20 protein-coding genes are annotated in these 25704 nt (G+C 56.9%); 14 read left to right on the top strand and 6 right to left on the bottom strand.

The annotated features are described in order from the left end of the window. Window positions 1-109 precede the first annotated feature (109 nt). On the top strand, window positions 110-676 hold the full coding sequence (locus FHS27_RS24355; RefSeq protein ID WP_184307952.1) for a rhomboid family intramembrane serine protease: 567 nt from the start codon (window positions 110-112) through the stop codon (window positions 674-676). A 117-nt stretch (window positions 677-793) separates the two neighbouring features. Here FHS27_RS24355 and FHS27_RS24350 read toward each other — a convergent pair whose 3' ends face one another. Then, entirely contained in the window at window positions 794-1273 is a 480-nt protein-coding gene (locus FHS27_RS24350) for a YaiI/YqxD family protein (RefSeq protein WP_184307950.1), read from the bottom strand. Beyond that, on the bottom strand, window positions 1270-3324 hold the full coding sequence (locus FHS27_RS24345; RefSeq protein WP_184307948.1) for an NAD(+) synthase: 2055 nt from the start codon (window positions 3322-3324) through the stop codon (window positions 1270-1272). The genes FHS27_RS24350 and FHS27_RS24345 overlap by 4 nt, the downstream gene beginning before the upstream one ends. A gap of 789 nt (window positions 3325-4113) precedes the next feature. On the opposite strand from FHS27_RS24345, the gene FHS27_RS24340 reads away from it, so the two are divergent. The 4 genes from FHS27_RS24340 to FHS27_RS24325 all read left to right on the top strand — a co-directional run bounded on the left by FHS27_RS24340 (window position 4114) and on the right by FHS27_RS24325 (window position 6404). Continuing rightward, on the top strand, window positions 4114-4674 hold the full coding sequence (locus FHS27_RS24340; protein ID WP_184307947.1) for a carbon storage regulator: 561 nt from the start codon (window positions 4114-4116) through the stop codon (window positions 4672-4674). A gap of 134 nt (window positions 4675-4808) precedes the next feature. After that, window positions 4809-5294: a YkgJ family cysteine cluster protein gene (locus FHS27_RS24335; protein WP_246420793.1), complete on the top strand. Its 486-nt coding sequence runs from the start codon at window positions 4809-4811 to the stop codon at window positions 5292-5294. Between the two features lie 314 nt (window positions 5295-5608). After that, the gene (locus FHS27_RS24330; RefSeq protein ID WP_184307945.1) at window positions 5609-6055 is read left to right on the top strand and encodes an HU family DNA-binding protein; all 447 of its coding nucleotides are present in this window, start codon (window positions 5609-5611) and stop codon (window positions 6053-6055) included. A 40-nt stretch (window positions 6056-6095) separates the two neighbouring features. Further along, window positions 6096-6404 (top strand): hypothetical protein, encoded by a 309-nt coding sequence (locus FHS27_RS24325; RefSeq protein ID WP_044255185.1) that lies wholly within the window; start codon window positions 6096-6098, stop codon window positions 6402-6404. A gap of 323 nt (window positions 6405-6727) precedes the next feature. Here FHS27_RS24325 and FHS27_RS24320 read toward each other — a convergent pair whose 3' ends face one another. Next, complete coding sequence (locus tag FHS27_RS24320) at window positions 6728-7444, bottom strand: hypothetical protein (protein ID WP_221225354.1); 717 nt, start codon at window positions 7442-7444, stop codon at window positions 6728-6730. Between the two features lie 345 nt (window positions 7445-7789). On the opposite strand from FHS27_RS24320, the gene FHS27_RS24315 reads away from it, so the two are divergent. Together FHS27_RS24315 and FHS27_RS24310 are read left to right on the top strand one after the other, a co-directional pair. Then, a complete protein-coding gene (locus tag FHS27_RS24315; protein WP_184307942.1) occupies window positions 7790-9118 on the top strand; it encodes a hypothetical protein in 1329 nt (442 codons plus the stop codon). A 149-nt stretch (window positions 9119-9267) separates the two neighbouring features. Next, on the top strand, window positions 9268-9948 hold the full coding sequence (locus FHS27_RS24310; protein WP_246420791.1) for a hypothetical protein: 681 nt from the start codon (window positions 9268-9270) through the stop codon (window positions 9946-9948). Window positions 9949-9997: 49 nt separating this feature from the next. Here FHS27_RS24310 and FHS27_RS24305 read toward each other — a convergent pair whose 3' ends face one another. Then, window positions 9998-12058, bottom strand: a complete 2061-nt coding sequence (locus FHS27_RS24305; RefSeq protein WP_390854478.1) for a preprotein translocase subunit SecA — start codon at window positions 12056-12058, stop codon at window positions 9998-10000. A gap of 534 nt (window positions 12059-12592) precedes the next feature. Here FHS27_RS24305 and FHS27_RS24300 point away from each other — a divergent pair. Next, entirely contained in the window at window positions 12593-14074 is a 1482-nt protein-coding gene (locus FHS27_RS24300) for a BBP7 family outer membrane beta-barrel protein (RefSeq protein ID WP_246420787.1), read from the top strand. Window positions 14075-14407: 333 nt separating this feature from the next. Next, the gene (locus tag FHS27_RS24295; protein WP_246420785.1) at window positions 14408-14824 is read left to right on the top strand and encodes a hypothetical protein; all 417 of its coding nucleotides are present in this window, start codon (window positions 14408-14410) and stop codon (window positions 14822-14824) included. Window positions 14825-14990: 166 nt separating this feature from the next. On the opposite strand, the gene FHS27_RS24290 is transcribed toward FHS27_RS24295, so the two are convergent. Both FHS27_RS24290 and FHS27_RS24285 read right to left on the bottom strand, forming a co-directional pair. Next, a complete protein-coding gene (locus FHS27_RS24290; RefSeq protein ID WP_184307934.1) occupies window positions 14991-16187 on the bottom strand; it encodes a DUF1559 domain-containing protein in 1197 nt (398 codons plus the stop codon). A gap of 61 nt (window positions 16188-16248) precedes the next feature. Further along, the gene (locus tag FHS27_RS24285; RefSeq protein WP_184307932.1) at window positions 16249-16416 is read right to left on the bottom strand and encodes a hypothetical protein; all 168 of its coding nucleotides are present in this window, start codon (window positions 16414-16416) and stop codon (window positions 16249-16251) included. Between the two features lie 272 nt (window positions 16417-16688). Here FHS27_RS24285 and FHS27_RS24280 point away from each other — a divergent pair, with 272 nt between their 5' ends. The 5 genes from FHS27_RS24280 to FHS27_RS24260 all read left to right on the top strand — a co-directional run bounded on the left by FHS27_RS24280 (window position 16689) and on the right by FHS27_RS24260 (window position 25667). Continuing rightward, complete coding sequence (locus FHS27_RS24280; RefSeq protein WP_184307930.1) at window positions 16689-18182, top strand: Gfo/Idh/MocA family protein; 1494 nt, start codon at window positions 16689-16691, stop codon at window positions 18180-18182. Window positions 18183-18523: 341 nt separating this feature from the next. Beyond that, entirely contained in the window at window positions 18524-19075 is a 552-nt protein-coding gene (locus FHS27_RS24275) for a sigma-70 family RNA polymerase sigma factor (protein ID WP_184307928.1), read from the top strand. Beyond that, window positions 19072-20907: a LamG domain-containing protein gene (locus tag FHS27_RS24270; protein WP_184307926.1), complete on the top strand. Its 1836-nt coding sequence runs from the start codon at window positions 19072-19074 to the stop codon at window positions 20905-20907. Before FHS27_RS24275 ends, FHS27_RS24270 begins: the two co-directional genes overlap by 4 nt. Window positions 20908-21082: 175 nt before the next feature. Then, complete coding sequence (locus tag FHS27_RS24265; RefSeq protein WP_184307924.1) at window positions 21083-24238, top strand: PSD1 and planctomycete cytochrome C domain-containing protein; 3156 nt, start codon at window positions 21083-21085, stop codon at window positions 24236-24238. Window positions 24239-24242: 4 nt separating this feature from the next. After that, complete coding sequence (locus FHS27_RS24260; protein WP_184307922.1) at window positions 24243-25667, top strand: DUF1501 domain-containing protein; 1425 nt, start codon at window positions 24243-24245, stop codon at window positions 25665-25667. The last annotated feature ends 37 nt before the right edge of the window (window positions 25668-25704 follow it).

Raw genomic sequence — 25704 nt, 5'->3', positions numbered from 1 at the left:
TTTCTCGAATCGGAGGCCGAGTGTTATTGTTCGTTCAGCGTGGCCGTCGATGGGTGTGGCTGATAGATTGGCGGGGCCCTCTTCATCTTGCAAACTCGCACGCCCTGTTATGCCGTCATCCAACATGTCTCAAACGCTGTATCCGGTTGCTGCTTTCGTTGCCGTGATGTGGGTGGTGTATTTGCTTGACTTCGTCGTCCCCGGATCGTTGCTTGATTTGGGTTTGGTTCCTCGGACGGTACGACGGATTCCTGGGATCGCGTTCATGCCGTTTCTTCACGCGGGTATTGGGCACTTGATTGGGAACACGATTCCCGTCGCCATCTTGCTGTCGTTGACTGTGTTGACGCGAGAACGCCCGTGGGAAGCCGTGGTTGGGATTGTGGTCTGCGGCGGCGTGCTGTTGTGGTGTTTTGGACGCTCGGCCAATCACGTCGGGGCGAGCGGGTTGGTCTTCGGGCTGATCACGTTTTTAATGATCGTCGGTATCCGCGAGAAACAATTCGTTTCGCTTGCCGTTGCCGTCGTGGTGGGATTGTTCTTCGGCGGCAGTTTGCTCGGCGGCGTGATCCCGTCATTCGGATCCTCGGTGTCCTGGGACGGGCATTTGTTCGGCGCGATCGGCGGTGTCATCGTCGGCATCGCGACGACCGAGAAAGTGGCTGGCTTCTTCTAGATAATCGTTTTGCCGGGTCTCATAGGGCGAAGTGGCGATTGAAGGTCGTCTCGACGTGACTGTGGCAGGCACGCCGTGTCGTGCCGAGAAGACTGTGTGAGCGAAAAAGTTGGCGACTTATTCGGCGTTGGCTTGTTTCGCGAAGTGGCGAATTCCTTTTTGCAGGAGGCGGTCAAAGGTGGCCGCGAAGGCTTTTTTGTCTTTGTCGCCGTAGGGGGCACTGCCGCCGGTGACCATGCCGGTGCCGCGGAGTTCGTCCATGAAGTTTCGCATCGACAACCGGCTCGCGATGTTCGCGATTGAGTATTCCTCACCGCGTGGGTCGATGACCATGAGTCCCTTTTCGACAAGGTCGCCGGCGAGAGGAAGATCGGCGGTGATTGCGATCTCCATCGGTTCGCCGTGTTTGACGATGTACCGGTCGGCTTGATCGGCGCCTTCGCGTACGACGACTGATCGCACCGTTGTGGCGTTGGCGGGCGCCGCGATCTTTTGGTTGGCGACCAAAATGGTTTCGATGTTTAGGCGTGTGGCAGCACGAAAGACAATTGTTTTGACGTCGTTCGGCGCCGCATCGGCATCAATCCAAATTTTCATGAGTCGTTCTTGTCCCATGCGTTTGGCATGAATGCGCTGTAAGAAGCATCCGCGGGCATTCGCCAGTCGCCGCGCGGAGATAACGAAACCGAACCGACCTTCGGGCCGTCGGGCACACAGTTGCGTTTGTATTGGCTCGTAAAGAAACGCTTGATAAACGTTTGCAATGTCTTTGCGATTACGTCGCGGGAGTGCGGCTTAGTGAACTCGGTTTGCAATGCCAGGAACTCGAGTTTGGACGCATCGCAACCGCCGCGGATGAAGTGGTAGAGGAAGAAGTCGTGCAACTCGTACGGACCGAGCGACGCCTCGGTGCTTTGACGGATCTTGCCGTCTTTGGTCGGTGGCAGCAGTTCAGGCGAGATCGGCGTGTCGGCGATTTCGTGCAACAGCGTTCGCATCGGTTCGTCATAACGATGGTCGGCGATGTATCGCACCAAGTAACGGACCAGCGTTTTGGGGATGGAACAGTTGACGTTGTACATCGACATGTGATCGCCGTTGTACGTGCTCCATCCGAGTGCCTGTTCGCTCAAGTCGCCCGTGCCCAGCACAAAGCCACTGTTCATTAGCAGCAGCGTCCGCATTCGGGCTTGGACGTTTTCGAATACGAGGTCATAGGCATCGTCGTCGGTGGCCTGCAATTGTTGTTGTAGTTTGGCGACGTCGGTCTGCTCGTCCACTTTGATTCCCATCGGGGAATGTTCGAGGCCGATGAAGGTGTCGAGCGAGAGTTGCCGGATGTCAACGGTTTGGCACGTGACACCGAGACGTTTGACTAAGTCGATCGCGTTTTCTCGCGTATGATCGGTCGTACCAAAACCCGGCATCACGAGCGCGTTGATCACGGAGCGATCACGTCCGAGATGGTCAACCGCTCCGGCCGCAACGAGCAACGCCAGTGTGCTGTCGAGGCCTCCGGAAACGCCGATCGATAGCGTCAAGTCCGCGGGCAATCCACTGAGTCGCTTCACCAAGCCGCCCGTTTGGATTGCAAGAATTTCGGCGCAGCGGGACTCGCGTTCTTCCGGATTGTCGGGAACGAACGGGTGCGGATCGATCCGTCGTTGCAATTGCAATCGACTTTCTACGCTCGCGGTTGTCCTTCGAGCCTCGACATTAATCGTGCGATAGGGACGCGGCAGGGAATCGCGGAAGTCGTCGAACGAGCCAATCACTCGCCGGTCGTGGGCGAGCTTTTGCAGGTCGATGTCGCGGGTCAGCGAAGTCGTGTCTGGCAGGACGGGAATCTCCCCGTCGCCGATTCGGCGGGATTGGCCGAGCAGCCCGCCGTTTTCGGCAATCAAACAATGTCCGCCGAAGACGAGGTCGCTCGTCGATTCGCCACCACCGGCGGACGCGTAAACGTAACCGCAGACGAGTCGTCCCGATTGGCTGACCACGAGGTCACGTCGCCACTGTGCTTTGCCGACGGTCTCGTTGCTCGCAGACAAATTGACGACCACGTTGGCGCCCGCGATGACGGCGTGGCTGCTCGGTGGGACGGGGACCCAAAGGTCTTCGCAGATTTCGACCGCGATTACCGCGTCGCCGTCACGAAACAACAGGTCTGTCCCGAACGGAACCGTGACACCGCCGATCTCGACCGACGTCGGATCCGAATCACTCGCCGCACGGAAGTGCCGCCCCTCGTAAAATTCGCGGTACGTCGGCAGGAAGGTCTTGGGGACGACCCCATGGATGCGACCACCGCCCAGCACCGCGGCGACGTTCATCACGCTGGTGCCGACCGTCATGGGGAGTCCTGCGATCACCACGCCAGGTTGATCGCCAGTCGCAGCGGCGAGCGATAACAAGGCGTCCTTGGCCGCGTCGAGCAATCGTGCGACGGCGAATAGGTCGCCGCATGTGTAGCCCGTCATCCCGAGTTCCGGGAGAACGATCAGATCGGAGTCATCGAACCGTTGCACCATCTCGATCGACGATTGAGCGTTGAACGCAGGATCGGCAACGCGGATCTCCGGAGCCGCAGCGGTGGTTCGGTAATAGCCGTGACGGCGTAACGGGTCAGAAACGTCTTCGCAGGGCATCTTCGTTTCGCTTTTACTTGGTTGGGGCTGAGTCACGGTCGGAAATCGTTACGGCGTAAGTTCGTCATTGCAGGAGCGTTGTCTCTGGGATCACTTTCGCCGAGGGCGGTCATCGCTGCCGGCATGCTCTTCTGCTCACATGCATGGCGGAAAACAGTGAGTAGCGGCAAAGAGTGGCAGGATATCTCGAAAGTCATTCCGGGGCTTCGTGAGGTTCGCGGTTAGAAAGAGAACGATCGAGCCGGTACCGCGATCGATGGTCACATCACAACGCAGCGTACGGGGAATGCAGGGCCACGAATGGACGCTGGCAGGCACGCTCGGTTCCCGCCGCAAACTCGCCCGTTGCCTGATCCCGACGTAAGCCCGTCTCGAGCCAATATTCAGTTCCCGCCGAACCTTTCTCGCCGCCGCCCGCTCATCAGGCGTGGGTGAGTGGCAGAGTATAACGGCTGTGCGATTTTTATTGGAGTTGAGAGCCCCAGGCGGTCTTGGGCTTTGTAATCCAGGGTTGAAACTTTGTAATTCCTTCCACAACTGGGATTGTTGTTCGGTAGGGCGGAAAAGCTCAGGAAACCCTAAGTCACTGTGTGTGTTGGCTTTGCGAACAAAATACGGGTTTCATTCCAGAGTTTGGCATCACGGTTGCGTTAACACTCTTTCGTTGCCCCGAGAAGGATGGACTTCTCAGGGTAGCCCCCGCCTTTCACATCTTTTCGAGTTTCAATCCTGGTTCTGACGTCGCTCCCTTTGGGGCGTCTGAGAGACCTGGGCAAAAAGGAGAATGCCATGTTGGTTCTGACACGAAAACTCAACGAACAAATCAAAATCGGCAACGACATCACGATCACCGTCATCAAGTTGCGTAACAACCAAATTCGCCTCGGCATCGACGCCCCACGGGATGTCCGAGTTCTGCGAGCAGAATTAGGCGAATCGGTCGCCGACGCGATTGTCTCCGCGGACGCCGCTCAGAACGCAAAGGCAAACGACAACGAGGCCAGCAAAGCCGATGTCGTCACATCGCCGACCAATCGTGTTCGCACTTTCTTGGACGTTGCCGAGGTTGCCGAGCCGAGCGAAGGTCAGTCGGGCGAACAAGGTGCGATCCGCAATGACGTGGTCGACGGTTTGATGTCCGCAGACGAAATGATTGCGGCGGGAAAAGATATTGACGACGGTAAGTTCGACAATGGCTGCGAATCCAGCGGAAACGATTCACCGCAAAGCTCGGTTCAGTTGTTCTCGGGAACGATCGGCCGCGACGGAACCCTCCGCGAGAACGTCGCTCGCGACCGAAACGCGATCCGTGGCCGGGCCCCTTTGGCCGCGTTCTTCACCGCACCGTAGTGGGCGGCGGGTTGGATAATGAGTTGCCCGTCGCGGGCGACTGGTTGATAGAACGAGTAGGTTTGCTAGCTTGAGGCTCGGTTGCCCGTCACGGCGTTCTGTCGCGACCGACGTCCGTTCGTGCCCTCGACATCATGCCTTCGACGCTGAATCACGTGACTCGTCCCAATAAGAAAAAGCAAGTTTCACAGCAGACGCCCGTATCCGCCGAAACTCCGTGGTATGCCGATGGCTTGCGATTCGAATGCACCCAGTGCGGGAAATGCTGCAGCGGTGAGCCTGGGTACGTCTTTATCGACGAGGCCGAAACTGCCGCCATGGCCGCTGAGTTGAAGATGTCGGTGGATGAGTTTGAGCAAAAATTCACCCGCCGCGTTGGTCGCCAATCCAGTTTGATAGAATACCCCGACGGCGATTGCATCTTCCTCGAGCCGAAGACTCGGCACTGCATGGTCTACAATTCGCGACCGATTCAGTGTCGCACGTGGCCGTTCTGGGACAGCACACTGGCGACGCCTGCCGATTGGCAGGAAACGTGCGAAGTTTGCCCCGGTGCTGGGGCCGGAACGCTGTATTCTCTCGATGAGATCGAGATTCGGCGGACCGAAAAACCGGTTTAAGCGAGGGGACGACTGGACGCTCGGAATTGGGTGCGGATTTCGTCCTCGTGATTTCAGAAATTCGTCAGATTGATTGGACTTTGACGATTGTGTCGGTCGATACCCATTGTGCGGGTTACTCGGCTACGAGTGCGGTTTTCAGGGCGGATTCAAATTTCCTCCTGTTTTCCGGCAACACGTCGCCTTGACACTCGCCCGTCCACGTCAATACAGTGAGGACTCCTAAGTCGTGCAGCATAAAAGGTTTGCGTTCGTTGAACGCGGCCAGAGGCTGTGCAGCATCGCGAGTCTACTGGGTTGGGAGTGCTGACGGAGTGACCAAAAAAGAGATCGTGCGAGTCATTTCCGAAGAACTCGGATTGACCCAGCAGCAGACGAAAGAGGTGGTGCAACGGACGTTCGATTCGATCGTCGAGACCTTGGTTCGCGAAGGCAGAATTGAGTTGCGAAATTTTGGTGTGTTCGAAGTTAAGCTTCGGGCGGCCCGCAACGCAAGGAATCCTAAAACGAGCCAACAAGTTCATGTTCCTGAAAAATATGTCGTCAGTTTCAAGCCCGGAAAGGTAATGGAACAACGCGTTCAGGAGTTGAGCGAAGAGCCCGGCCGACCGGCTTGGCTCGACATGACCGAAGAATCGAATACCCCGAGCAAGGGCAAGCCAGCCGCCTCAGAAACGAAACCCAGCGCCAGTTCAAGTCAAAATTCAAATTCATCTCGCGATTCAGACGGCCCGATCAGCCCTAGTGGCAATTGGGGATAGAGTGAGTCGCGAAAGTTTGTTGTTCACGGAGGAACCCCAGATGACACTTTCGACAGAGGCGATCGACGCCACCGAAGCCAAAAACTCGGCTGGCTCAGCGACACGGACTCGCTCCACGCTGCATTCGGCCGCCATGCGAATGATCCTTGGGTTGACCATGATGATCGCGGTGTCGACCAGCGTTGGTTGTTTCTTGCCAATCTACTCCGCCCGACCTGAGCGTCGTGTGCAGCAGTTGCTCTACACTTCGGAAAACTTGCGTGCTGTAGTCGACGAGTGGGAACGGTTCTGGCAACTCGACGCACCGAGTCACTTGACTCCCATCCGCACCCACGGCGGTGTGCTCTAATTCGGGATAGCCCGAGTCGGGTTTGATAGCGGATTTCTGTTCTTGCACTCACCACCGTCACCAGGCGGTGGGCGACGTCCTGTGAACGCTTCTTTAGCGAGCGAGTCTGCTGCGACGAGACTGCTGTGGACAGGCAGTTCAAAATTTGAAGTGCTCCAGCGAGAAGAGTGTCGTTGCCCCGCGATCTCGCGGGCCTCTTGATGCAAGGCATGCGCCAATATCGTTGGCGTGATCTCTATGCCTGGCAACGATTGATGCGCGTGAATGCGATTTGCCGGTCTTGCGTTACGACCGGTTGGGCAACGAAGCCACTGCCATCGTGGTTACCAACCTCGTGCTCGCATTCGCATGAGAATCTCAACACGGAGCGGACCTTGGGCGGTGCGCAGAGCGTTCTGGTAGTTTGCGCGTGCCATTCTGAGGTTGCCTTCTTCTTCGGCCCGTTGCCCACGCTCGAATGCGTGTTGTGCCTTCTTTTGCACCGATTCTTGATGAGCGGCGCTACGACGCTGCATGTCGGCCACTTGAGACCGTTGGTATTCACCAAACGCGGCGGTCGGTGATGGTGGCAGCGGCGGCATGCTCGACGTGAACGCTTGCCCGCCCACCACCGGAACGATGCCCGTCACAAACGGACGCACGGTTTGGCTGCTGATGTATCCCGGCATGCCGTCCGTTGTTGTCAGGGATGCGGACGTCGAGACGTTGCTGCGGCTGCTGCCTTGGGCGAGGTTCAAACCAATGCCGCCGGAGAACCCGCCACCGGCGATGCCGACTCCGGTTCGCAATCCCGCGTTGGAGTCAGGGTTACCGAACGGAGCGATCGCGTTGCCGCCGCCGAAGTTAGCGAAAAATCCGGGGCCCTTGAAATTCCACTGGACACCGTTGTTTTCGAAAAACGATGAGCCAATGTTCTGATTCGGAATCGTTTGCTGGATCAACTGAGCGTTCGCTGGCTCGGATTGCAGGATGCTCGTCACGAGTGCGATCGCCAACGCAAAGTGGATGCTAGCCACACCGAGAGGTCTGTGCCGGGACATTGCGTTGATTTCCGTCGAGCGTTGGCTGGGCATCGGTCGGGCTCCCCGGAAGTCGTTGGGCGTCTTCCGCGTGTGATGGAACGGGTTGGCTGTCGTTCGCGTTTGCGGGTTGTTGTCTGTGTACGCGGGGCGACTCGTTCATCGTTGCAGGTGACGGGGGCGTGGGCAAGCGTTCCAGGTGTTCCCGCGACGAGCTCTGGCGAAATTGCCACGGCGGGGAAACCGTTTCCAGGCTTTCGATTTTGTTGCGTCGGCATCTTTTTAACGCTAGGCTTCGGTCCTTTCTGGGCTCGGCACGCACCGAGCGGCATTGCGAGAAATATCTACTCCTGAGGGAATCGTCCGTTGAGCGAACCTGCTGTTTTCGTTGTGATACGCGATCAGGAACGGCGATTCTATTACGATCGTTGGGCTCACGTTTTCCTATTCCGTAATCTCGTGTGGGGCCCCGACGCACTCGACGAATGGTTGAGCGGCGAGGAAGTGCAAGAGGAAGACGAGGAGGATTGGTTTGCCGAATCGAGTGGTGGTGCGGTCATCGATCACGATCGGCGACACCTAGTTTGGGACGGCGACGATCACGACCTGGGTGTTGCACGCGTTGGCAAGGTGTTGCACGAACTATTGCGGGCGGCGTGGCCCGGTTACGAAGTCGAGTATGCGTCGCGTGGGATCACTGATCTCGCAATTGCCGCGGGCGTCGACGTTGCCGAGGAGGGGCTGATCGAGACGGACGAAGATGAGATAGTAGATCGTCCGTCGACGGTTCGCGAGGCCGCCGGTTTCTACGATGACGATGAATCGGAGGGAGACGACGATTTCGATCTCGACGACGACGATGATCTCGAGGATGGTGGCCGCGATGAGATGGATGACGAAACGACGCGCGCCTGGGTGACGTTGATTAACGAGCAAGGTGTCGTCCGTCACCGACAGCTCGATGAGATATCGCAGGACATCATACGAGGCGAGAAAGCCGCGATTCGGCAGTTGATCGAGTTGGGTGCGGGAGACGTGCCCGCCGAAGCGGTCGTTACCGAAGGGATCTGGTTCGACTTCGGTCGGCGTGAGATCGGGTATTGGGGTAACATTGCGGCACGTCGTACCCTGGAGCCGTTGAGGCGAGGATGGCGGGGATGGGATATTACTTGGTCCGAGGAAGGGTACAGTGACCAATGTCGGGTCAGTGGGCCATCGGGGATCCCGATGAGAGACGCCGAGGCGTTGGCGAAACTGACACCGAAGATATTGTCGACCAAGCGGATTGATTTGGGCAGTGTCCTGGCGATGTTCGGTGGCAAGGTCAAAAAGACAGCTGTGAAGGCGACAGGTTGCCTGACGGTGATTCTGTGCATTCCCGTGCTGTTGTTTGGTTTGATCGCCGGGAAAATGCAAGCGGCGATGATCACGATCCTGATCGTCTGTGTCGCCGTCGCGATTGTTTTTAAGTTGATCGAGCGGAAATTCAAACGCAAGTTCAATGATGGTCCGATCGGCATGCATGCCGGGCAACAGGGTGAATCGGGGGCTAGAGCTCCGGTTGCGGGGCCGCTGGATCCGACCGAGCGTCGAACTCGGTTGGAGGAACTGCTCCTTGCGGCAGGCATGCCGAGTTTGAGCGAAATCGAAATTCACGTCAGGGAGGACGAAGAAGCTTTGAGCGAACTGTTGTGAACGCCGAGGGGAGCCCGTGGGCTGCACCGGATCGGAGTGGACGGCAGCGAGAATGTGAGCCAGGACAGGCTAACACGCGGTATTACGGCGAGGTAATCGATGCGATCCCGTTCGCGACAATGGTGAGGTTTCTCAAGAAGACGATCCCATTGCCGATCGCATTCGGGGTGACGCTGTACTTTCGCGTTCGGAAGTGGCTCGGTATCTCTGTGATCCCCGCGTACGGATCCGGCGGCCCCGGCAATGACGAGGTGGTGGAGCGGCAGTCGATGCCGCCACGTCCGATGTCACGATGGGCGGCGTGGTTGGAACAGCTCGATGAGCTCGGCTTCACGGCACTGCGGTTTTCGATCGGTGATCACATCGGTGCGAAGGAGTCAGCGTGGGCGATCTACCTCGATTCGGACCGGACCACGTTCGCGACGTTGCAGTGGTTTCGGATGCCCGGTGCGGACGGTGTCGAAGAGCGGCGACTGATCGAATTCAACACCGTCGTCAATCGCAGAGGCGGCAGGAACGCGACATCAGTGCCGACGACAGAATTGATGACGGCGCTAGTGAGCGAATCGGATCTCGGTTTGCAGGACGCCTTCATGCTGGACTACATCGACACCGTGTACCTGCCCGAATCGGTGGGATTGATGAAGGCGTGGAAGAACCATGTTGAACGATTGGCGAACTATACGACTCGCTCGCACAGTGAAGACGAAGCGATCCGCGTCTACGACCGGTTGACGCAGGGGCGGTTCGATTGGGTGCTCGACAAAGGGTATCTCCGTGAACTGACACCGAAAGAGATCCGCGTGATATCCAAGAAACGACTGGAGTGACCGCCCCTCGCACGATCGATCCAGCCGAACAATCGCGTTCGCCTTCGAATCAGTCGGGGGTATCGAGATACGGGTCTTGGCCGATCTCACGCTGCATCTTTTTGCGTTCTTTCTCGTGGTGCATGAGCACCATGCGGTCGCGAAAGTGCTTGCGTTCGACTTTGCGTTGAGCTCGCGTGAACATGTTCGCGAGTCGGTCGGCTGATCCCGTGTTGGCGGCTCCGCGTGCTTTCATCTTTTCAGACTTTGGTACGCCCAGCCCGCCTTTGAGAATATCGTCATCGAGCGAAAGGTATTGGCGATACGATCCACGGTCACCCTGCCGTCCGCACCGACCGATCAATTGGCGGTCGATTCGTGCGGCGTCGTGAAGTTCGGTGCAGATCACGTGCATGCCACCGAGGCTCTCGACTTCGTCGGCGAGCTTAATGTCCGTACCGCGTCCGGCCATGTTGGTTGCGACGGTGACGCGTCCGAGTCCACCGGCGGCGGCGACGATCTCGGCCTCGCGTTCAACGTTGTTGGCGTTCAGGACTTCATGTTCGATGCCCATTTCCTTGAGCAGGTTGGACAGCAGCACGCTTTTGTCGATCGATCGTGTTCCGATCAGGACCGGACGTCCTGTCGCGTGAACGTCTCGCACTTCTTCCGCGATGGCTTGGAATTTCGACTCCAACGTGCCGAACACTTTGGGTGGCAACTGTTTCCGTTGTGGCGGTCGGTTGGTGGGCACGCGAACGACCGGCGTGCGATAGATTCGCCGCATCTCGCTGGCGCTAGTCGCGGCCGTCCCGGTCATTCCGGCGAGGTGCGGGTACCGTAGAAAGAGGTCCTGCACCGTGATCCGCGCCGCCTGGCCGGTCGGGACACTGATTTCGATTCCTTCTTTGGACTCGATCGCTTGGTGAATCCCGTCTCGCCACTTACGCCCTTCGGCGAGTCGTCCGGTGAATTCGTCGACGATCACGATCTCGTCAACGTTGGGATCTTTTTCGCTCGGGCGGATCACGTACTGGCGGTTGAGCAGGAACTCGCGATGGACCTTCACCGCTCGCTCGATGTATTCGTACAGATCAACCAATCCCATTGTGCGGACGAGATCGCTCTTGGGTAACGCTCGCACGCGACCGCGGCCACGTGCGGTGAGTTCGATCTTTTTGGTCTCGTTATCGATTTCGAAATGTTCGTCGATCTCAAAACTCGGCGCGTGTTCGGATGCCCAGCGATACGACTCGACGATCTGGTCGCGAACGGTGTCCTCGAGGCTGCCGATGATCAGCGGTGTTCGGGCTTCGTCGATCAGAATACTGTCGGCTTCATCGACGAGGCAGAAGTGCATGCCTCTCATCACGACTTGGTCCCCCGAATCGGAGAAGCCCCCGTCGCCGCCGCCCAGCATTTCAGTCTGCATTCGGTTTTGTGCACGCAGCAACAAACGGTCGCGAAGGAAATCGAATCCGAATTCTTTGGCCGTGCCGTAGGTGATCGCACACGAGTAGCTCTTGCGGCGTGCGCCTTGGTCGTCTTCGGTTTGAATGATCCCAACGCTAACGCCGAGCATATCAAACAGGGGCGTCATCCACTCCGCGTCACGACGAGCGAGATAATCGTTCACCGTCGCCAGGTGGGCCCCTTTGCCGACGAGCGAGTGCAAGTACAGAGGCAGTGTCGCCGTCAGCGTTTTGCCTTCCCCGGTTTGCATCTCGGCGACGTGTCCTTCGAACAGCGAGATGCCGCCGACGATTTGGACATCGTAGTGACGCATTGAAAGCGCGCGACGTCCCGCCTCACGACATAACGCGTAACCTTCGGGAAGCAGCGTGCTGAGTTTTTCACCCGCCATCGCGCGGTATCGCAACGCGAGGCTGCGCTTGCGGATGGTAGCGTCGTCTTCGGATTTCAGAATCGGTTCAAATGCGTTGACGCGTGCGAGTTGCCGCCGCCATCGAATCATTCGCGGTCGGAGGTTCCGCGCCGACAAAAACGAAGTCGCTGAGGCACTCGGGTCGCCCGACCGTCGTTGGTTCGCAACATCGGGGGCCGTTGGATTGGGCGTCGTCGGATCGGGCGTAGCTGATTCAGAGAGTGTCGAGCCAGGGAGCGTTGTCATTCCACTGGCGCCACCGGCGTCAACTGCGCCGTCGTCGCTTTCGTTGCCTTTGGGGCCGCCGCCTTCTGTTCCGTTGCCTTCTGTTCCACTGCCTTCTGTTCCACTGCCCATTGCTCCCACGCCACCGGTGCTCGCAACGGTTTCTTCAGAAGAGTCTGATTGGGAAAGGGTCGAGTCGGACATCGTTTCAACGTTGTTAGGGATCGCAGTAGGAAACGGATCACTGAATGAGGCACGGTCGGTGTCAGCACATACCGAATTTCGCTTTATTGCCAGAAAAAGCAACAGTGAGATTCAGGGTTTTACGTGCTAACTGCCCACTTCGGCGAGGTGCAATCGCCGTGAAACTGCATTTTACCCAGATTTGTGGGGGGATAGATAAGATGTTCCGCCAATCTCTTTCAATTCAGGCAATTTGCGTCATCTGTTCCTAGTGATCCGTTCGATCTGAATACTCCAGATGAATTGGTCGATTCCATTATGCAGATCAATCCCGTGTTCCCGGACTACACGAGAATCCTAATGAAGAACAATATGAAAACTAAATGGAAGATGCTAGCGTTGACAGCGATGCTGTCAGCAGGAACGACCACCGCGAATGCGGCTGACAACAGCTATGTAGGCGATCTCGGCGAAGACGCCTATTACGCTGAAAGCTCCGAATACGTGGGTGACCTGTACAACGATGACAGGGCCGAACCTACCGCAAACGAAGTTTCCTATGAGGAAGCCGCTGAGCCCGCTCAGTACTTCCCGTCGGAACTCGAGCCGGTATCGTTCGTCGGCGACTCGCAGCCCACTTACCAGGGTGACGTCGGAAGCGGCATCGCAATGGCCTCCGCGTCATGCGGATGTCAAAGCGGCGATTGCGGTGGCAGTTGCGGAAACGCCTGTGCCCCAGCTGCCTGTGCCCCAGTCGCGTGCACACCGTCGCGACGCGTCGCTAGCAAGACAGGTGCGTGGATGACAGCGGAAGCGTTGTTGTGGTTCCCGCAAGTACGATCGACGATCCCGTTGGTCAGCACAAACGATGCAGGCGTGCTGCCTGAATTGGACCAAGGTGCAACGACCGCTTTCGGTGGACAAAACGCCTTCGGTGGCGATCTGCAAGCCGGCTTCCGTCTCGACGGTGGCGTGATGCTGACCGAAGACTTCGGAATGGGCGGCCGTTTCTGGATGCTCGGCGAAGCCGAAGACAGCTACAATGCGGGCGGCGACGGAACGGCCGGCTCGATCGGTATTCCGTACTTCGATTCTGATCTCGTTACCGATCAAGAAAACTCGCTCAAAATCGCTTTCACCGACGGTAACGCCGCGGGCGAAGTCGACTTCCAAGGCGATATTAGCGTCAACACGACGCTCGAAATGTACGGTGCGGAAGGTTACGGCCGTTTCCGATTGCTCGGCGGCAAAGGCTACCGCAGCGATTTGATCGGTGGTTTCTCGCACTTCGGTATCGAAGAGAACCTGACCCTGGCCGCGACGACGACTCAAACCGAAGTCGGTGCCGGACAAGGCGATGTTTACACCTTCAACGACGACATCACCGCAGAAAACGAATTCTTCGGCGGTCAGGTCGGCTTCTTGACGACTGTTGGTCGTGGATCGTGGACTCTGTCGGCGTTGACCAAGGTTCACTTGGGTAACATGGACCAAACCTGGACCAGCCGTGGAACACGTGGCCGCTCTGGTTTCGCGGATCAACCTGGTGGCATCTTCGCCAACAACGCTGAGCAAACGATCTCGGAGAGCAACTTCAGCTTCGCTCCTGAGGCCAACATCAAGCTCGCATACAAGTTGCGTCCTCACGTCAGCTTCTCCGTCGGATACTCGTTCATCATGTGGGATGACGTGTTGATGATCGGTGACAACCTTAACCGCAACATCAACACCGGCTACTTGGTGCTCGATGGTGCCGGTGCGGTAGAAGCCGCTGAACGACCACAATTCGATGGTCTCGAAACGGATTCGTTGTTCGTTCACGGTGTCGACCTGGGCTGCGTCATCCAGTTCTAATCGAGCCGAACCACCCTAGGCGAGATGGTTTTGCCGGGTGAAATCCGGCTCTGATATAGTCCGGATCTCCGAGACGGTTTTCGCTCGGCTCTCGACGAACTGAAAGAATGTTAGCAACAGCGTGGCAGGGCAATTTTGGCTCTGCCACGCTGTTTTCGTTGATTCATGGAAATTTCGTCTGTGTGGGACACGTTTTGTTGAAAAACAAGCAAGACGCATGGTTCTTCGCTTGCGTCGCCCAAGTCGGATTTGCTAACGACAACGGTGCAGCGTCTCGTCATGAAGGATATGTCGAACGCGAAAAACATAATGCGACTCAGTTGGAGATTGACGATGAACCGATTCCACGTATGCGACGCAAACACGGCTCGACTCCCGCTCTCGTGCATCCGTTGGGTCGTTCTGATCGGTTGCATCGGAATTGTTCAAACGGCGTCAGCGCAAATCACCGCTCCCCGGATCCTGTCCGCCGACATGGATTCCACAGCACGTTTGGAAGAGCGATTGATAAACCGTTTGCACGCGACAACGGAAACGCAGGCTGCGTACATCCGATACGTTGTGAAATTGGTCGAAGAGGAAAAGCTCGAGACCCGCCTTGTCGTCGCCATCGAACAGTACGCCATTCGCCGTAATTCGCGATACGCGTTCCCGTTCTTTGAGCGAGCACTCCGGTACGAAGCTGCTAAACGAGGCGTCGCACTCACATCGGTCCGCCACTTCCAGTCGACCGCCGCCCCGCAAAGATAGCCGGCGCACATGCCCTGCAGCAGCGTCCACGCCAGGCTGCCCGCACCTAAGACCACGAGTCTTTGCTGCCGCCAAACGCTCTTGCAGAACTGACATGCCGCAAAAGAAAACCTCCCCGTCCTGAGACGAGGAGGCTATGAGGCAACTTTAGCTCGCGGAAGGTTGATTAGAAATCTTCGACCTGTTCCTTCATCGCGCGAGTGCCGAGTGCTCCCCAGAGACCGAACGGGCTTTCGCGACCGACTTGCGGCCTGGTGTTGTAGTCTCCTGCTTCAATGGAATCAGTGATGAATCGGATTGCTCCGTCGCCCATGCACACGTGTGCTCCGCCTTGGTGGCGACTGCCGACGGTGGAAAGGCCCTGAGCTTTGTCACGTCCTCGAACACATGACGGTTTGTTCGGTGGGAGGATGGTTTGTACCGAGGTGTACAGCAAACGTCCGTCGCCCCAAACGTAACCACGCGCGGACTTCCCGGCACTGTTAGCGCACTCCGTGCCCGCGGTGAAGAACTTCGGCCGTTGTGGATCGACGAGGTCGAGGCATCGTTGCACGTCCCAATTCGCCGCGCTAATCAGGCCGTCGTTGACGAGGTGAGCCACGTTCGCATTGACTTCGTTGGCACCGAGGCTGGTGGCGAGTTCACCTGCCATGATTGTGTTCGAAAGTCCGTCGAGAACGTCCCGGAAACGAGTTGAGTGGCGAGTCCAGAACATTCCACGGTTAGTTCCGCGTGCTTCGATGGCTGCTGCCGAATCATCGCTGAGGCTGACGCCGTCCATGCCACAGTTGTCGTCATCAGGCCCTTCGTAGAAGCCGCGTTCGTTGCGTCCGCCGCTGTTGGTTAGTCGCATGTGGTCTCCGATACACGCGCCGTAGTTGCTGCGGCCGTTCGCGGGCAATCCGAACCCAGGGTCACTCGGGCATCGGAACGCGGGGATGTCCGTCATCCAAGGCGTGAAGGATTGATCCCAAGGCTGTGGTCCCATCGGTTGGAACTGGGTTCCGTCGGAGTCGACGCCGCTGGAAATGTTTTCCCAGATCGCTTGTTGTTCAACAAACGGCGTGATCGCCACGAGCCAGCTCAGGTACAGCCGAGCGCTCGACTGGCTTGCGTTGGCGGGCGCGAATACGGTCTCAGCCGATCCGCAGCCCTGTTGTGGCAATTGGTTGAACGCGGCGTGATAATTATGTACCGCGAGTCCAATCTGTTTGAAATTATTGCTGCAGCTCATTCGCCGCGCCGCTTCGCGAGCCGCTTGAACGGCCGGCAGGAGAAGTCCGACCAGGACTCCAATGATCGCGATGACGACTAATAGTTCGACCAGCGTAAAGCCAGCGTTTTTTCTTCGGACGCTCTTCATGATAATTTTTTCAAGGGGTAATAAGGGGGCGCCCATCGGGCGCAGTTGATGCAGGTGTTGTTTATTCGTTCATGTAGGCCTCGTATTCCTCGTTTGCGATTCGCAGCTCTTCTGCTTCTTCAGCCGAGAGTTGGTCGGTATCGATGACAGACGGGTTGGAATCACTGCAGCCGTTAAGGCAGCAAAAGAGGGCCAGTAACACGATTGCGAGGGTGCTCTGCTTTAACACGAAAAGTTGACCTTTGAGGGAGGACGAGGGCGTAACGGTATCGCGTGTGCCCGTATGGTGACGAAAAGGGAAGGGGAATGCCCCTTGAAGGAAGTTGAACTTCGGGTAAACTCAGGCTCGAGCTATCGAACCTATAGAAATATCCCGATCGCGCTTCATTTTTTGCGGTGAAACTGCAAGCTTTTTGAAAACTAATTCTCGCTACCGGGCGACAGGTTGCCCGCATGCGTGGAGTTGGCGAGTGCGTGTACCCTTATTCCGGTTCGAAGCTCATGAAACCAAAACATCAAACAACTCCGCCACGTCTCGCCCGTCGCTCTTTCGTAGGCGGAGTCGCCGCCGGAATCGCGACCGCGTCGCTGGCGGGAAGAGTCCATGCGGCCTCAGCGAATGACGAAGTCCGGATCGCCGTACTCGGTGCCGGTGGTAAGGGAAGTCAGTTGGCTTCCTATCTGCACAAGACTCGCGGTGCCAAAGTTGTGATCGTGGCCGACCCCGATATTGGGCGCGCCGAAACGACCGCGGCGTTGTATCAAGCCCGACCTGTGATCGACTTGCGTGAGGCGTTGGATTCTCCTGACGTAGATGCGGTCGTGATTGCGACCTGCGATCACTGGCATTGTCTTGCCGCGATCTGGGCCATCGAAGCCGGCAAAGACGTCTACGTCGAAAAACCGCTCGGACACAACCAGTGGGAAGGACGCCAGGTGGTCGATGCCGCTGCCAAGCACGGGCGAATCGTGCAACTCGGCACCCAGCAACGTAGCGATCCGATCCAAGCTCAAGTTCGAGAGTTCTTGCACACGGAGAAGACGCTCGGCGAGATCCAATACGTTCAAGCGAACCGTTTGGGGTTGCGTGGCCCCGTTGGTAAACGAGCCGAACCTTTGCCGTTCCCCAAGCACATTGATCGTGAGTTGTGGTTCGGCCCTGCGGCCGTGGAACCGATCTATCGCAATCAGTTGCACTACGATTGGCATTGGGATTGGAACACCGGTACCGGCGAGATGGGCAATTGGGGCGTGCACATTCTCGATGACGTGCGAAACGTCGCTTACCAAGATTCGCAGGATCTGCCGGATCGGATCACTGTCGGTGGCGGTCGCGTCGCATGGAACGACGCTGGTCAAACACCGAACGTTCACTTCGCATTGTTAGAAACGAAAACGTTCCCAACGATGATCGCGCTGAGTAACCTTCCCGTCAAGCCGGGTGAAAAAGGGGCCTGGCATGTTTCGAGTGCATCGTCACCGGACCAATGGCCGGCGAACGCACCGGGCAGTGGGTACGTCGTCGTGTGCGAGGGAGGTTTCTATCTCGGTCAACGGGGCAACGGCCAGGCGATTGATCGCGATGGCAATGTGATGCGGAAATTCCATGAAAACAACGTGATCATTGCCGACCACCTTCAGAACTTCATCGACGCGGTCCAAACGCGAGATTCATCGACGTTGAATGCGCCTATCGAAAACGGGCACTTCAGTACCGGGTGGTGCAACCTTGCTAACGTCGCGTTTCGCGCAGGTGGCTCATTCTCGCAGGAGCAACTGATGGCGGATACCGAGGTCGCGGCATGGAATCATCTCGTCGGTGGCATGACGTCTCACTTGTCGAAGTTTGGAGTCGATGCTCGCACACTGAAATCCTGCCCGACGCTCGTGCACGACACAAAGAACGAACGTTTTGTCGGCGCTCATGCGGATTTGGCAAACCGGTTCCTGAGTCGCGAATACCGACCCGGGTACGAAGTCAGGGCGATTTCGTAAGTCAGCCTTCGCGGCGACACGTCGGCTCGGTAGGCATTTTTTGTAAACGCGTTCGCTAAACTTGCGATCGGGCCGAGGTTTGCCACTGCGCCGGTTGTCTTGTGCTAGGCTCGTCGCACGACGATGCCGTGCATCACACGGAAAAATCGCAGGAAATTTCGAGATTTTGCGCAAAACATTGCGATCTTGCCGGGAGTCTAGGTGCTGAGGCCATGGTGGAGTTGTTCCGTCTGCATCCTGCCGTTTCAGGTGGTTCCTGCCTTTCCACTGTCGAGGGCGAGAAATGGGAACGCGTTTGAGTCAGCAGACCGCCCGACCGGCCTCCTAAAGAAGCGTGGAAAATGAATCCATCGGATAAGGTGAATCCTGTCAACGAAGATAAATCACAAGACGAATTTGTCGGTCTCCTGGCGTCAATTACGACTCAGTTGATGTCGTATATTCGAATTTTGGCTTTCAATAATCGCGAGGATACTGAGGAGGTGTTCCAACGCACGTGTCTTATTCTGTGGCAAAAATTTGGTCAGTACGACCGTGAAGGCAATTTCGGTGCGTGGGCATGTCGGATGGCGTACTTCGAGGTGTTGAAGCATCGAGACGCGCGCCGCAAAATTAAATTACTGAGCGATTCCGCGATCGAATCGTTGGCCGATGCCGCGGTGCCGATCTCGGAACAGTGGAACAGCCGTCGTCAAGCACTTTCAGAGTGTGTTGAGGAACTCGAGGCGGAGCAGGCCGACCTCATCAACCTGCGATATTTTGAAGGCGTGGACGTGAAAGAGATCGCGAAAACGAATAACCGATCCATCCATTCGATCTATCGTGAACTCAGTCGAGTGCACGGTACGTTGATGCGTTGTGTCGAATTGAGGCTGTTGGAAAGCATGTCATGACTCTTGATCCGAATGAACGATTTGAACTCAGACGGTTGATCGTCGCGTCCCAGGACGGCGAACTATCGGACGATGAACGCGAGCGGCTTGATGCGTTCGTGTTGTCACCGGGCGGAGCTGAAGAAGCTGCCTCGCTATTGGATCAATTGTCTGCGCTCGAGGACGCCCCTTCGATGAGAAGGCCAGCCGGTAGTTGCGCCGGAGTGGCTGGCAACGCAGGCACGCCGATAAGCGATTCGGAAAACGCGTCAACGACCGTTGATCGAGGCAATTCTGCCGGACGGGATCCGACCAAGTGGCGTGGCATCTCGTCTTGGGTGATTGCGACTAGTGCCGCAATATTGATCCTTTCTCATCTGTCTATCGGTGCGCTGTCGTGGTCGCTTGCCCAGCGGAAAACCGCCTCGACGATTAACGCGAGCGAGTCAACTGTACTACCCGAAGGTACCACTCCCGTGGAGTCCCCTGACGGTGCGACGTCGTACCTTGTCTCGACCACGGCCTGCGTTTGGTTCCCGTCCCGAATGTCGACTCCGAAGGTGGGGCAATCCATGCGTTTAGGCGAAACGTTGAGCCTTGTCGAGGGAATCGCGGAGCTCGGTTTCGGCCCGTTCGGAAACGATCGAGTGCGAATCGAAGGACCCGCCAGTGCGTTCATCCGTCCCGACGGTGCGCTTTCGTTGCAGTCAGGCGCGTTGACCGCGGAAGTCGCCGGCGGCAGCCCGCAGCACTTTGTCGTCGACACACCCATGGGACCCGTTCGCGCCGCAAATGGGGCGTCAATGGGGATTGTCATGAACCTTCAATCGATGGAACTGCATGTCTTCAAAGGTCGCGTTATCGTCGAAGCCGGCGAAGAGCGAGAACAGGAGTCCGCGATCGAACTGGCCGAGGGCGAAGCGGTGCGTTTCACCATCGACTCCGAAGGCGAGATGGAGATCGTATTCCACAACGCTTCGGCGACCGAGTTCGCGTCCGCACGCAGTATGGGATTCGATCCGCTCAAAATTTCAGATGAGTATGTCAGCACAATCCTTGAGGCCGATCCGGTGATCTATTGGCGTTTTGAGGAATCGATTGCTGATTCACCGAAGCGAATCGCAAACCAAGGCAACCTTCCTGGTTTCGATGCTGTGATTCATGGCGACGTTCGTTGGCGACAATATGCGTCCAACCGTGTCGCGGAGTTCGGTTTGTCGGATAACTCGTCAGTGATTGTTTCCGAGAAACAGTGGCCTTCGAAAGAATTAGATGAATACACGGTCGAACTTTGGATGAAGCCGACTTGCTTCCACCATGGCACTGGATTCTGTTTGACATCGCCAAACCCATCGAAAAATAACGGGTACGATCACGGTTTGATTTTCGAGGTCGGTGCGCGGCACTGGTCAACATTGCAGCATCTCAAACCAAACCGAACTCGCTTTGTTCATCGATCACCCATCTCGAATGACTACAAGACGGGGACGTACTTGTTGTCAGAGGACGTCTACAAGGTTCGCACGTGGCAACACTGGACGCTCCGCAAAAATGGCGATTCGCTCAGCATGTTGGTCGATGGACGGATCGTTGATGAGAATCGCGACCCGAGCAAGCTGAGTCCTAACCTCAATTTGGTGATCGGTCAGTTATATCCCGATCTCAGTCACCGACCATTCATTGGTCAGATCGATGAGGTCGCCGTCTACGAGCGAGCACTCTCGGATCGCGAAATCAAGGAGCACTACCGCATCGGTAAATCGGCACCAAAATCAGCTGGTGCTTCTGCGGACTCCTTGACACAGATGCCATCGATAGACTTCAGGACGAGTCCGTTTTCGGATCGTCTGTAGAGGTGTTTGCGGGGGTGGAAGTCTATGCATTTGACGATGTTTGAAATGCATTAAAATCGGCCGAAATGCGGCAAGCAGATTGCGAGATTTTCGTGTAGGGTTTAGCTTTGTTTGCAAGCCTCTACCTTCCTTCGAATCACCGTGCTCGTTCCATCCGAGTGCGGCCCGCCTGCTTATGAATCGATTTCCCGTTGTCGCGGTGTTCACCGTTGCGCTAACGCCATGTCATCTCGTGTCCGCTCAGCGGGTCGAGTTCAATCGGGACATTCGGCCGATCTTGAGCGACAACTGTTTCTATTGTCATGGTTTCGATGAAGCGCACCGTGAAGCGGGATTGCGACTCGATACGTTCGAAGGTGCGACCGAATTCGATGCGATCGTTCCGGGAGATCCGGAAGAGTCTGAGCTCATTCGACGGATTTTGAGTGATGATCCTGATGAGACGATGCCGCCGCCTGATTCGGAAAAGACGTTGTCGACTGAGCAACGCGAGCTTGTTGCGCGATGGATCGAACAGGGCGCCGAATACCAAGAACATTGGGCATGGAAACCTCTTCGGCGTCCGCCGGTTCCTGGCCCTGCGACGAACGCGCTGCCGGATGCCGTTGACGCGTTTTTGCAGCACGGATGGGCGGAAAATGGGTTGTTTCCCGCATCGGAGGCGACGCCACGGGAACTGCTTCGTCGGCTGAGTTTTGACCTGCGTGGTTTGGCGCCGACCGCTGATGAGGTAGCACGATTCGAATCGGAGCCAACTGTCGAACATCTCAGGCAGTTCCGCGAGGAATGGATGTCCGAGGTGTCATTCGCTGAACACCAAGCGGTCCGGTGGTTGGACCTCGTGCGGTGGGCGGACACCAGCGGTTTCGTCAGTGACGAGCCGATCGATTCGGGGGCTTACCGACGTTGGGTGATCGAGTCGATAGGCAACAACATGCCCTTCGACCAATTTTCGATCGCACAGCTGGCGGGCGACCTTTTTCCGAATCCGACTGACGATGATTTGATCGCCTCGGGATACAACCGCATCGTCAATACGAATTGCGAAGCTGGAGCAATCGAGGCCGAGCAGTTGTACAAGCTCAAAGGTGAACATGTGCGAGCGATGGGAACGGTATGGTTGGGGATTACCACCGGGTGCGCCGAATGCCACGACCACAAGTTCGATCCTATCTTGGCGAAAGACTACTACAGTCTCGCGGCGTTTTTTGATGACCTTGTGGAGGCCGGTGTTTACGCACCGGGCGATCGTCGGGAACCGTTGCATTACGTTTACGAAGAAACGGATCGATCAAAACAGGACAACCAACTCGCAACCGGAATCGAACAGCTCCAGCGAAAGATCGCGGCCAAACCGATCGACGAAATCGCAAACTGGGAAGAACAGATTCTCAAACGTCTTCGCGACAAAGAATCGCGTGGAGAATTTGTATGGGTTCCCGGTGCAATGACGGCGTTACGCGTGCTCGAAGGAGACGTTGACCTGACACGCAAAGACGAACGGACTGTCCGCGAAACCGTCGCAGCTGAAGGCGAATTTCGACGTCATCACGCGGCCGAATTCATGACCGGTTACATCGACCACGGTTCCTACAAGTCCGACGCGGCGCGCGACGCCTGGTACGTCGACGTGTGGATCGACGAAAACTCCCGACCGGAAATGTTGGGCATCCAAATCTCACACGGCGACTATGGCCGATTGGGTTGGAAGGCGGCGAACTACGAAACTTACTACTGGGGCAGCGATACCTCCGGAACCCTTGACGCATCGCACCCGTGGAGCGAACCAACGCGTGTGAAGCGAATGGGTGAACTGCCTGAAGAATCGGGTTGGGTTCGATTGCGTGTCCCCTTCAACGAAATGATTCCCTCGGTGAGCGGTCAAGCGTTCGAGGCCGTAGGGATGGCGTGGATGCAGTGTGGCGGACGCGTGATGTGGGGCAACAGTGGTTTGGAACTTCGCGCCGACAAGGTCGCCTCGCTCGAGTTGGGTGAAACCGCGATTCGCAAATGGTGGCAGCGCCCCGTTAACCGCCAGCTGTACGAACGGCGATTCGAATATGTCGCATCCGCTTTGAAGACCTTGACGGAAGATCGTGACGCGTTGCAACAAGAAATCGTTGAGGATGTCTACCGCGAACACTCACAACCCAAACGCATGAAAAAGCTCCGCCGGTTGGAAACACGTCTGGGCCGGTTGAGGTCGCAGGCAATGCCGGTCTTGGTATCCAAGCAATCGCCCAAACGCAAAAAGACACGTTTGCTCAACCGCGGCGACTACCAGGATCAAACCGGACCGTTTGTGTCGCCTGCCGTTCCTGAATTTTTAGGCAACCCGATTGAGTCCGCGAATCCGAGCCGACTCGATTTGGCCGAGTGGCTCTTCGACGAACGAAATCCACTGACCGCGCGTGTTTATGTAAACCGCCTGTGGCACCAATTCTTTGGACGTGGCATCAGCGACACGCTCGATGATTCCGGAACGCAGGGCGAATGGCCGTCCAATCTCGCGTTGCTGGACTGGCTCGCATGTGAGTTTCGAGACAGCGGCTGGGATCGAAACCACATGATCCGGTTACTCACATCAACGCGAGCCTATCGGCTCAGTTCCATGGCGAGTGAGACGCAGTTGCAAATCGATCCGGAGAACCGACTGCACGCGAGACAGCACCGGTTCCGGTTGCCCGCCGAAACGATACGAGACGCGGCACTGCAAACCGCGGGACTGCTGAGGATCACCGATGAGGTGCCAACGCGAAGCGTATATCCATACCAGCCGAGTCCGTACTGGACCACGTCGGACAAGGTGATGTTCGGTAGTCGTCATCTTCTGTGGGCAACGAGTCCGCGACGCATTCAGTACTCACGCAGCCTCTACACATTTTGGAAACGGCAGAACATCCATCCCACGATGTTGGCGTTCGATGCACCCACGCGTCAGGAATGCACGGCAAAGCGAAACATCACGAACACGCCGGGACAAGCGTTGGCGTTGCTCAATGATCCGATCTTTGTGGAAGCCTCACGCGTGTTCGCGACGCGGGTAATCGAAGAGACCGGAGCGGACGTGGATGCAGATGACAACGAGAAATTGGATCTTGCGTTTCAGTTGGCTCTCCAGCGACCGATCCGCAACGAGGAGCGGCGGGTGCTGAAAGAGCTTCTCGATTTGCAGCGAGACGTGTATCGCGAGACCCCCGAAGACGCCGACGCGTTGATTTCGATCGGCCAAGCACCTTGTTCGGAAAAGATCGCTCCTGCGGAATTGGCTGCTTGGACAGTGGTGACTCGCGTCATTTTGAATCTGCACGAATTCCTGAACCGGTCGTAACGCTATGAAAGATTCACTCATGAAGCCGTCTCCGGTCGTCACATCGATGTTGAACACGACGCGTCGTCATTTCTTTTCGCGTGCCGCCTCTGGTATCGGTGCCGCCGCACTGAGCAGCATGCTGCGCCGCGAAACTGCATCTGCCGCGCAGACGCAATTTCCCAACCATCCGCCAAAGGCAAAGCGGGTGATCTATTTGTACATGTCCGGCGGTCCGAGTCAGTTCGAAACGTTCGACGACAAGCCGATGCTCCGCGAACTCAACGGCAAGCCAATTCCGAAGTCGCTGACCGAAGGCGTCAAGCTCGCGTTCCTGCAGTACGAGGCGTTGAAGTGTTTCGGCACAGAGATCAAATTCAAAAAGTGTGGTCAATCGGAGCAATCAATCTCAGACGTTTTCCCGCATCTCCAAGAGGTTGCCGATGACCTTTGCGTGGTCCGCACTTTGCAAACCGATCAAGTAAATCATGATCCTGCCCACACTTTCATGAACACGGGATTTGGGATCGCGGGGCGACCCAGCATGGGATCATGGCTGTCTTATGGGCTCGGCTCAGAGGCGGCCGATCTGCCGGATTTCGTCGTCATGCGCAGCGGACCCGGCGGCCAACCGATCCCGACGACCGCGTGGCATAACGGTTTTTTGCCCGGTAAACATCAAGGTGTTGAATTTTACAGCAGCGAACAGCCGCTGAACTATTTGAAGTCGCCATCAGGCATCGACCGAGCGACGCAGGAGAGATCAATCGCGTCGATCGAGACGCTGAACCGTTTGCAGTATGACCGTTCTATCGACGAAGAAATTCTGACGAGAATCGATCAATACGAACTCGCCTTTCAGATGCAGACCAGCGTTCCGGGGCTCGCGGACTTTACATCGGAAACCGCGGCAACTCGCGAGCTCTACGGCGTTGACGAAAAGCCCGGCGGCAGTTTTGCGTCGAACTGTTTAATGGCACGCCGAATGGCCGAGGGTGGCGTGCGGTTCATTCAGTTGTATCACACCGGCTGGGATCACCATAGCGGGGTCGTCAAAGGCGTCAAGAGTCGCGCGAAGGAAGTCGACCAGGGCTGCGCGGCTTTGCTAAAGGATTTGAAACAACGCGGCATGCTCGATGAGACCTTGGTGATCTGGGGAGGTGAGTTCGGACGTACGCCGATGTCTCAGGGCGGCAGCGGACGCGATCATCACACCAAGAGCGGCGCGTTATGGATGGCCGGTGGTGGCGTCAACGCGGGCACGAGCTACGGCGAAACGGATGACTTTGGTTTTACCGCGTCGATCGACCCGTTTCATGTTCACGATTTCCACGCAACGGTGCTGCACCTAATGGGAATCAATCACAAACGATTGACGTACAGGCACCAGGGATTCGACTTTCGGCTGACGAACGTTCACGGCAACGTCATCGAAAAGGTCATTGCTTAAACGCCTGAGCATGCATTCGATTTGGCGTCAAATTCGA

Origin of the sequence: Aporhodopirellula rubra (genome assembly GCF_014192335.1) — a bacterium.
Taxonomy (GTDB): Bacteria; Planctomycetota; Planctomycetia; order Pirellulales; family Pirellulaceae; genus Rhodopirellula; species Rhodopirellula rubra.
Note: the sequence above shows the minus strand (reverse complement) of the source record. Positions and strands in the feature narration are given on the sequence as shown.